At 27.3% G+C, this 8,850-nt stretch carries 7 protein-coding genes and 2 pseudogenes; 1 reads left to right on the top strand and 8 read right to left on the bottom strand.

Going from position 1 to position 8,850, the window contains the following annotated elements; genetic code table 11:
• The coding region (locus tag HMPREF9127_RS00830; protein WP_009447659.1) for an MFS transporter at positions 1 to 1,168 on the top strand (1,168 nt) is incomplete at its 5' end.
• Between the two features lie 68 nt (positions 1,169 to 1,236).
• On the opposite strand, the pseudogene fni reads toward HMPREF9127_RS00830, so the two are convergent.
• The 8 genes and pseudogenes from fni to HMPREF9127_RS08595 all read right to left on the bottom strand — a co-directional run bounded on the left by fni (position 1,237) and on the right by HMPREF9127_RS08595 (position 8,822).
• Positions 1,237 to 2,248, bottom strand: a pseudogene (gene fni / locus HMPREF9127_RS00825) (type 2 isopentenyl-diphosphate Delta-isomerase).
• An 11-nt stretch (positions 2,249 to 2,259) separates the two neighbouring features.
• Positions 2,260 to 3,270 (bottom strand): LCP family protein, encoded by a 1,011-nt coding sequence (locus HMPREF9127_RS00820; protein WP_009447630.1) that lies wholly within the window; start codon positions 3,268 to 3,270, stop codon positions 2,260 to 2,262.
• A gap of 10 nt (positions 3,271 to 3,280) precedes the next feature.
• Positions 3,281 to 3,823, bottom strand: a complete 543-nt coding sequence (locus HMPREF9127_RS00815; protein WP_009447677.1) for an isochorismatase family protein — start codon at positions 3,821 to 3,823, stop codon at positions 3,281 to 3,283.
• Positions 3,824 to 4,039: 216 nt separating this feature from the next.
• Complete coding sequence (locus HMPREF9127_RS00810; protein WP_009447661.1) at positions 4,040 to 4,732, bottom strand: ABC transporter permease; 693 nt, start codon at positions 4,730 to 4,732, stop codon at positions 4,040 to 4,042.
• 206 nt (positions 4,733 to 4,938) lie between these two features.
• On the bottom strand, positions 4,939 to 6,030 hold the full coding sequence (locus HMPREF9127_RS00805; RefSeq protein WP_009447565.1) for an FtsX-like permease family protein: 1,092 nt from the start codon (positions 6,028 to 6,030) through the stop codon (positions 4,939 to 4,941).
• Positions 6,020 to 6,785 (bottom strand): annotated as a pseudogene (locus tag HMPREF9127_RS00800) (ABC transporter ATP-binding protein). Before HMPREF9127_RS00800 ends, HMPREF9127_RS00805 begins: the two are co-directional and overlap by 11 nt.
• A gap of 661 nt (positions 6,786 to 7,446) precedes the next feature.
• Positions 7,447 to 7,998, bottom strand: coding sequence for a hypothetical protein (locus HMPREF9127_RS00795; protein ID WP_009447624.1), 552 nt, complete (start codon positions 7,996 to 7,998; stop codon positions 7,447 to 7,449).
• A gap of 566 nt (positions 7,999 to 8,564) precedes the next feature.
• Positions 8,565 to 8,822, bottom strand: coding sequence for a hypothetical protein (locus HMPREF9127_RS08595; RefSeq protein ID WP_009447589.1), 258 nt, complete (start codon positions 8,820 to 8,822; stop codon positions 8,565 to 8,567).
• Positions 8,823 to 8,850: the final 28 nt, after the last annotated feature.

The following is an 8,850-nucleotide window of genomic DNA, read 5'->3' as shown; positions in this document are numbered from 1 at the left end:
TATTTTGTCTTTTATTATTGGACTTTTGATTTTAAAAAAGACGGAATCTGCTTTAAATTTCGGCATTTCTCAAATTATAGGACCTTTAGTTGCCCTTGTTTTACTTCCTTTTGTTGGAGGAGTTGTAGATAAATATAATAAAAAAATTGTAATTGTAATTGCTCAAATTTTTAGTATTGTAAGTTTGATTTTATATGCTTTAAGTTTAAATTCTAATGCTGAAACAAATTTAATTAATACCTATATGTTGTTAATTTGTTTAAAAGTTGCAGATCAATTTTTAAATAATGCTTTTGCATCTTCTGTAAGAAAAGTTGTATGTGAAGAGTATATTCAAAAGGTAAAATCCTTTCAACAGATTGCATCTTCAGGAGTTTATATAATTTCTCCGGTTTTAGCAGTTTTTCTACTTTCAAAATTAGAATTAATTCATTTTGTACTTTTGGAAGCTGTTATTGAGTTTATAACTATTTTAATTGTACTTTTTATTAATTTTAATCTTATTAAGACTGAAGGAATAGAAAATAATGAAGAAAAGAAAGTTTTAAGACTATTCGTTGAAGGAATCAAATATATGAAAGACAAAAAGGTTTTAGTTTTTATTATTTCCTTTGCAATGTTTATAAATTTCCTTTTCGCATCAGTTTCAGTTGGACTTCCTTATGTTTTGATTAATGAGATTAAGATTTCAGATTATCTCTATGGTATTATAAATTCCGCTTTTCCTGTAGCTATAATAGTTTCTTCAATAATATTATCAATGATGAAGGATATTGAAGCTCCTTTGGAATTTTCTTTTAAGTGGATTGGAGGAACTGCGGTAGTTTTATTGTTTTTGGGAATTGCTTTATTATTTAAACATGGCAATATTTCATATTTTATAATATTTATGATATTTGCATTTGGAGTTAATTTTGTTGGAAATTTTGTAAATACACCGTTATTTGTTTGGTTTACAAAGGCCATTCCTGTTGAATATCAGGGAAGAATTTTCAGTATTATAGAAACGGGTTGTCAACTTCTAGTGCCACTTGGAATATTGTTCTATTCTATCTTATTTGATAAATTTAAAAGTTCATATATATTTATCTTTTCAGGGTTAGTTTTAATGGTATTTACATTTTTACCATATATATTAAAAATAGATTTAAAGACAAATAAGCTTTAAAAGGTCTCCCCCTTTTAAATTAAGTATAAAAAAATGAGAGTTTTATTAACTCTCATTTTTTAACTTTATTAAGATATATCTTTTAATTTTCCAAATATTTTGTATTCAACTTTTTTAAGTTCTTCAATATTTTTTACTCCAAGAAGCAACATAATCATCTTAGTTTGATAGATTAGAGATTTTAAATAATCTTCAGCAAACTTGTATCCGCCGTGAATTAAATATCTTAAAACTTCACCTGCAATTGCAGTCATATCGCTACCAAGTATTATCGCCTTTGCAATATCTTCTCCTGTTTTTATTCCACCGGAGCCGATTAGAGTAAAGTCTTTTGAAATGCTTCTACAATCTATTATACATTTTGCAGTTGGAATTCCCCAACCGTATATATTTGTAAAATCTAAATCCGTTCTTCTTAAATTTTCGATTTCAATGAAATTTGTTCCGCCAAAACCGCTGATGTCAATGTATTTTACACCTACATTCAGAAGTTTTTCACAAGTTTTTTTAGAAATACCGCAACCTGTTTCTTTTATAATAACGGGAACACTCGAGTTTTTAACGATATTTTCAATATTTTCTAAAATTCCTTTGAAATTTCTATCTCCTTCAAACTGAACAATCTCAAGAGCGGGATTTAGATGGAGAGAAATTGCATCGGAATTTAACATTTCAAGAGCTTTTTTAACATTTTCAGGGCTTGATAATGCAGAAAGATTTGAAATGATTATATTTTTTTCATCTAAAATATCTTTTACTCACCGTAAAAGTTTCTACAAGTTCTTCATCTTGTAAGGCAACTTTTTGACTTCCACTTTCAAATGCTATATTAAAATTTTTACAAAGTCTTGCTAAATCTTCATTTACATCGTAAGAAGTTTCCGCCCCACCAGTCATTGCATTTATGAGAAGTGGAAAGGACATTTTTTTTCCTAAAAAGTTTACGGAAGTATCAATTTCATCAAAATTCAAATCAGTTAATGCAAAATGTTCAACATATACATCTTCAAATAGAGTACTGGATTTGAAATTGCTCTTTAAAAAGTTTTCTAAATGTTCTTTTTTTCTCTCGTTTTCCATATTCACCTAAATTATCTGTTGTTATTTTTGTTATTAGTATTGTTATTATTTTTATTAGTATTTGAATTATTCTTGTTATTCTTGTCTGTATCTACTTGAGTGCTTCCATTTTGTTTTAATAAATAATCTCCAAACATCTCTTTAACAAGAGCATTCAATTTTGAACGATTTGGAACGAAATAACTTATATTATTTATATATGCAGACTCTCCCGGAACAATTTCAGTATGCATCTTATCTACACTTAAGTTCTTTGTTTTTAAAGCTAATTTTGCAATTGTAGAGAAAGGAATATTAGTATTTACAGTCTTTTTTACAACTTCTAAAATTTGTGGAATTTTTGCGATATTTTTAGCCTTAGTTAACTCAGTAACCAATGCTTTTATAAGTAATTGTTGAGCTTTAACACGACCAACATCACCTTCAGCATATCCTGCTCTAAATCTTGCGAATTGAAGAGCTTGCTTTCCATTTAAAATTTGTTTACCCGGTTCCAAATGAACATTATCTTCAGCAACGTCAACTTGAACAGGTACATCGACTTCAACACCACCAAGAGCATCTACTATATCCTTGACAGAGAAGAAATTAACTCTTACATAATAATCTATATCCAAATTTAAGAAATCTCTTGTAGTTTTCATAGCTAGTTTAAGACCGCCAAAGTGGTGAGCATGATTTATTTTATCTAATTTTCCTCTAACCATAACTCTTGAATCACGAGGAATTGATAGTATATCAATTTTTCCGGTTTCAAAATTAACTTTACATAAAATCATAGTGTCTGTTCTATTTTGTTCAGTTGTAGCTCCGCTGAAGTCATCGCTATCCAAACCTAAAACTAAAAACAAAAGTTCATTTTCTACAACTTGTTCAATATTATTTCCTTCACCTAAATCACTACCTACAAATTCTACTTTTGAAGTAACTTCCATAATATCTAAAACTCTATTTGCTACCCAAAAAATTCCACCAAATAGACATAAAGATATAATAAAAGTTATAATAAATTTCTTTTTCATATAAAACTCCTTACTTTATTAATTTACTAATTGCTTTGAAACTAGGATGTTCTGATGTCTTAATCAAATCGAATAAAATAGTTTCAACATTAGTAATACTTGTTCCCATTTCTCTAATTAAATCTAAACCGTTTTTATAATTTTCCCGATTTCTTGACCCGACTGTTTCAAAAGGAAGCAGAATTTCAAAATCATTTTTTAAATCCTTGATTGTCTGATAAACACAAATATGTGTTTCCACACCTGTAATAATTATTGATGTTTTTCCTTCATCTTTCAGTTTTAAAACTTCATCTTTGATTATAGGATAAGCTGAAAAACTGTTTTTTGAAAAATACTTTGCATCTGCTTTATTTAAAGACTCCTTAATTTCCGAAATTGTTTCGCCAAGTCCTTTTGGATATTGCTCAGTATAAATTATCGGAATATTAAGTTCATTACAGGCATTAATCAAAATATTCGTGTATTTTATAATACTTTCATTATTTTGTATAACCGGTATCAGCTTTTCTTGAATATCTAATACCAGTAAAATTGTATTTTCAATTTTCATAAAAATCTCCAAATTCAAACGTAACTAAAAAATTAAATTATTTTCCGCGATACAATAAATGATGTTTTACATCAGTTGATTGATTAAAAACTTTATTGTTATACAACAAATGCAGTTTTATTATAAGTAATAAAACTGCATTTATTATACATTATATATGTTTTTTTTTCAACTAAAAAACTGAAAAATATTAATTTATGAGACATATTATATTTTTTATCTTATAATCTTATAATAAACTCTTGAAGTTATTGAGTAGATTATAAAATATATTACTGAAAAGCTAAGTACAATTGTGGCAAAACTCATTGTAAAAATTCTTATACTTTGGAATCCAAGTCCTTTAAGTATATTGTGTAGGATTGGAAAGGCGAATAATGAGTGAATTGTTGCTACAACAAGTGGTAGGAAGAATATCCACAGTATTTGTACTCTTAAACTTTTTTTGATGATTGAGTCCGGAAGCCCTACATTTTTCATTATCTGATAATTTTGTTTATCTTCAAAGCCCTCGGAAATTTGTTTATAATATGTAATTAAAACTGTTCCTGTTATGAATATTAATGCAACTATCATTCCGAAAAATAATAGCCCGCCATTTACTTCATAAGCAAAAGCTTCAGCATCATGTTTTGCACCGTATGAATATGAAGATATTTTTTTCAGGTGAGTATATACTTCATAATCTATTTTAAATCTTGTGTAAAATGCTTTTTTATCGGCTGATTCTAAATCAAAATTAAATTCTAATTTATATTCTCCATCATATTCATTATATTTTGGAGTATATTCAGATACCATTTTTAAAAAAGTTACATCATCTTTTACTATAATTCTAATTTCACCATAATACAAATTTTTAGAAAATAAATTTTTATCCTTTACTAATTTGTATTTTTCTCCTGCCAATTCCAGATAATCGTAGTTACTAGGAACTTTTAAGTTCTCTGAATAAAAAACTTCTCCATCATTAAGAGTATAATTTGTTTTATTAATTCTATTAAAATCTTCTAAGGTTTCAACAACTAAAAATTTAACACCAGTTTCTGTATTATCCGAAGGACGAATTATACCATCATTAATTATTACATCATATACTCCTACTTTCTTGATAGTTAAATTTTTATTTTTTCATCATCTTTTAAAATATTGTCTAATAGTTTTAAAATTTCCTTTTCTCTTTTTTCACCATTTTTTAATAATTCATTAGTATTTCCCTCTATACCGGTAGATACAACAAAGTCATTAGGATTTGATTCATCCAATATACTTTTAATACTTGAATTAATAGTAAAAGTTGTAGATAAAGTAACTATAATGGAAGTTGAAAGAAGTGCAATACTTGCAAGAGAAACTGCATTTGACTTCATTCTGTATAACATTCCTGAAATTGAAAGGAAATGTTTTGATTTGTAGTATAAATTTCTATTTCTTTTTAATAATTTTAAAACTAAAATGCTAAAAGCTATAAATACAAGATAAGTTCCAATTATTACAGCAAAAACTGCAGGAAAAAATCTACCAAAACTTTTAATACTTCCTTTTGATGTAATCGAAAGATAGTACCCTACACATAGAATTATAAATCCTAGAGTGCCAATGATAAATTTACTTTTCGGTTCTCCCTCTGCCTTTTTTTGCTTTGAAAGGAGTTCTATAGGTGTTGATTTTCCAATTCTAAATATCATTGTTAAATATATCAATATAAATATTATAGCTAAGAATATTAAAGTCAATATTGCAGAAGAAGTTGAAAAATTATAGTCTATTATTTTTGCCGTCATATTTTTTGTTATTCTATTAAGAATTACAAATGCTAATTTCCCAAGGACAAAACCACCTGCAATAGAAAAGAAACTAACAGTTAAAAAATTTAAAATATATTCTATTGAAATAATTTTAGCAATATGTTTTTTCTCCAAGCCCAGTATTCCATAGAGTGCAAATTCCTTATTTCTCCTCTTTGTCAAAAAACTGTTAGCATATAGTATAAATACAAATGTAAAAATTCCAACTATAACAATTCCAATTTTAATAAGTGTTGATACATACATATGATTTGCTTCAATATATTTATTTTGTCCAAGAGATGCCATTATGAAAAATAGAGTTCCCATAACACTACTTGCAATTAGAAATGGAGTTAAAAGTAAGGAGTTTGCCCTCATATTTCTAAAAGCAAATTTTGAAGCCATTTTACTTTTCATAGTTATTCACCTCATTTAGCATAATTTGTGACTGATTGATTCTCTCTGAAAATGTTAAATTATCATCACTACCTTTATAGATTTCGTGATAAACTCTACCATCTTTTATGAAAATTACTCTTTTTGCAAAAGAAGCACATTTTACAGAGTGAGTAACCATTAAAACTGTTTGTCCGTTATTATTTATATCGCAGAAAGTTTTCATAACCACTTCTGCAGACTTTGAATCCAAAGAACCTGTAGGCTCATCTGCAAGAAGTAAATCAGGTTTAGTTATAATTGCTCTTGCAATTGCAACTCTTTGTTTTTGACCACCTGAAATTTGATAAGGATATTTATCCAAAATATCGCTAATCTTTAAAATTGGAGCAATCTCGCCTACTTTTTCATTCATCACTGCCGGTTTAACATCTGATAAAACAAGTGGAAGATAAATATTGTCCCTATTTGAAAAAGAGTCCAACAAATTAAAATCTTGGAAAACAAAACCCAATTTTTCACGTCTAAAACTTGAAATTTCTGAATTGTTTAGTGAATTTACATCTTTTCCTGAAATAAAAACTGATCCTTCAGTTGCCTTATCCAATGTTGCTATTATATTTAAAAGAGTTGTTTTACCGCTACCCGATTCTCCCATAACGGCAATAAATTCTCCTTTTTCTACAGAAAAATTTACATCCTTAAGAGCCTCAATTTTTTACACGTCCCATTCCTCCGTAAATCTTTTTTAAATTTCTAACATCTAATATATTCATAATTACCTCCATAAAATACTATTTTCGTTTACAATAATATTTTAGCAAAAATTTTTATGCCTAACATTTATCTAATATTACAAAAATAAAATAACCTTACAATTTTGTAAGGTTATTGAAATGTTTGATAAAAATCCTTTTTTTGAAGTATCTACTATACATTTACTTNTGCTAAAGCAAAAGTATGTAGATCTTTGGAGTTCGTTACACTCCGCTCGAGATGAGGTATATAGAGAAAGCTTAGTTTGGTAGCGGGACGTTAAAAGTAGATGATCTTTAATTTTCTTATAAAATATTAAATAAAAAATTCTTTATATTCTTTAATATGATATATAATTTAAATTTATAGTAATAATTCACGTCATAGCACTATGTAAAGAAATCTTCCTGACACGTCATCTCGACCGAAATGAGTGAAACGAATGAAGCGGAGAGATCTCACACAATTATTTGTTTACAAATAATTGTAAGTCCTGTAAAGGACTTCTATAAAATAATTAAATACAATTACTATGTAAATCTCCTAAAGCCCATTAAATAATGAAATTCCTAGTATTCATACATTATTTTTCAACTAATTTAAAACTCTCGTCAATTAAGCTCTTGACCAAATTCACATCTGTATCTGAATCCAATAATATTGTAATCCAGTATTTTTTATTCATATGGTAGGCAGGGAAAAATGCTTTTTATCAATTAGACTTTCTATAAGTTCCGGATTAAGTTTTACATTCAAAACATCAATCTTTCCACTTTTATCAAGTCCCAAAGTCTTGTATGGAATGGACATAAAAATTCCATACCATTTTTTACTATTTGAAGTCTTTATCGTCGCATGATTATTATCTTCCCAAGGCTCTTCAGGAATAGTTCCGTATGTTTCCTTTACATAGTCCAGTAATATTTTTCTATAATCTAAAGATGTAAAACAGTTTTTTACAATATCTTCAATAAGTTCATTAACATTTCTTCTAATTTTTGAAACAAATTTACCCTTGCTGTCAAGAACATTGAATAAAATATATTCTTCATTAAAAGGTAATTCAATAACATTTACCTCAAAAGAGTCCTTGCCTATTTTAACAATCACATTAAAGTTTTCCATATCAATATCTGATTGTAAAATATAATAATCTCCAACCTTTGAAAAACCATATGCAATTGCAAGTTTAGAATTAAAAATATTTTTGTCAAATATTTCATTATAAAACATAATTTTCTCCTAATTAGTAAATAAACTTCAAAAATTTTTTAAATTGCATAGAAAACAAAATAATTCACGTCATAGTACTTTGAAAAGTAAAGCTCCTGACACGTCATCTCGACCGAAATGAGTGAAACGAATGAAGCGGAGAGATCTCAACTATTGCTTGTTTACAAGCAATAGTAAGTCATGTAAAGGACTTATATATACATAAAACATAAAATTCTCCTAATCTATATTAAAATAGCTATCACAAAAGTTTAACCACAATTTTTTATAATCGCTGTGAGATACAAGTTTTAAGTCTTTTATAGTAAAGATATTTCTTTTCTTTACTTGAGAAACAAAGTAGTTGGTATCGTCATCAAATTCAGTTTCTATGGCATGAACAGTTTTAAAATTCTTTAAAAAAGCAATAAATAGCCTCGTATGACCATCAACACAGATATATCCCTCATCGGATTTTACAACTTGAATTACAATATCCTTTGAATTTTTAATAAAACCCTTAAGGGCATTTGCTTTATCTTCATCAATGTAAAATTGAGATGGTTGAATTTTATCAACTTCTAAAGTTAAAACCGGCTTCTTTTCAAAAGAAATAATTTTTTTATTATTCTCATCAAAAAATTATTTATATGTGGGGAATAATATCTAAAATATTCAATGAGTTTTTTAAAATTTTCTCCATTTTTTCCTTTCACCAAAGCACTGTCACTCGAAATTATTTCAATTTTATAAGGTTCCTCGTCAATTAAAAAGGCTCCTCTTTGATTTAAAACAATCTGTGAAAATAAAGGATTATTGTATTCTGTAACTCTTTTAATTTCCATTTGTTTTTCCTATATATGCAAATCTCTA

This window comes from Parvimonas sp. oral taxon 393 str. F0440, from assembly GCA_000223315.2.
Classification (GTDB): domain Bacteria; phylum Bacillota; class Clostridia; order Tissierellales; family Peptoniphilaceae; genus Parvimonas.
Note: the sequence above shows the minus strand (reverse complement) of the source record. Positions and strands in the feature narration are given on the sequence as shown.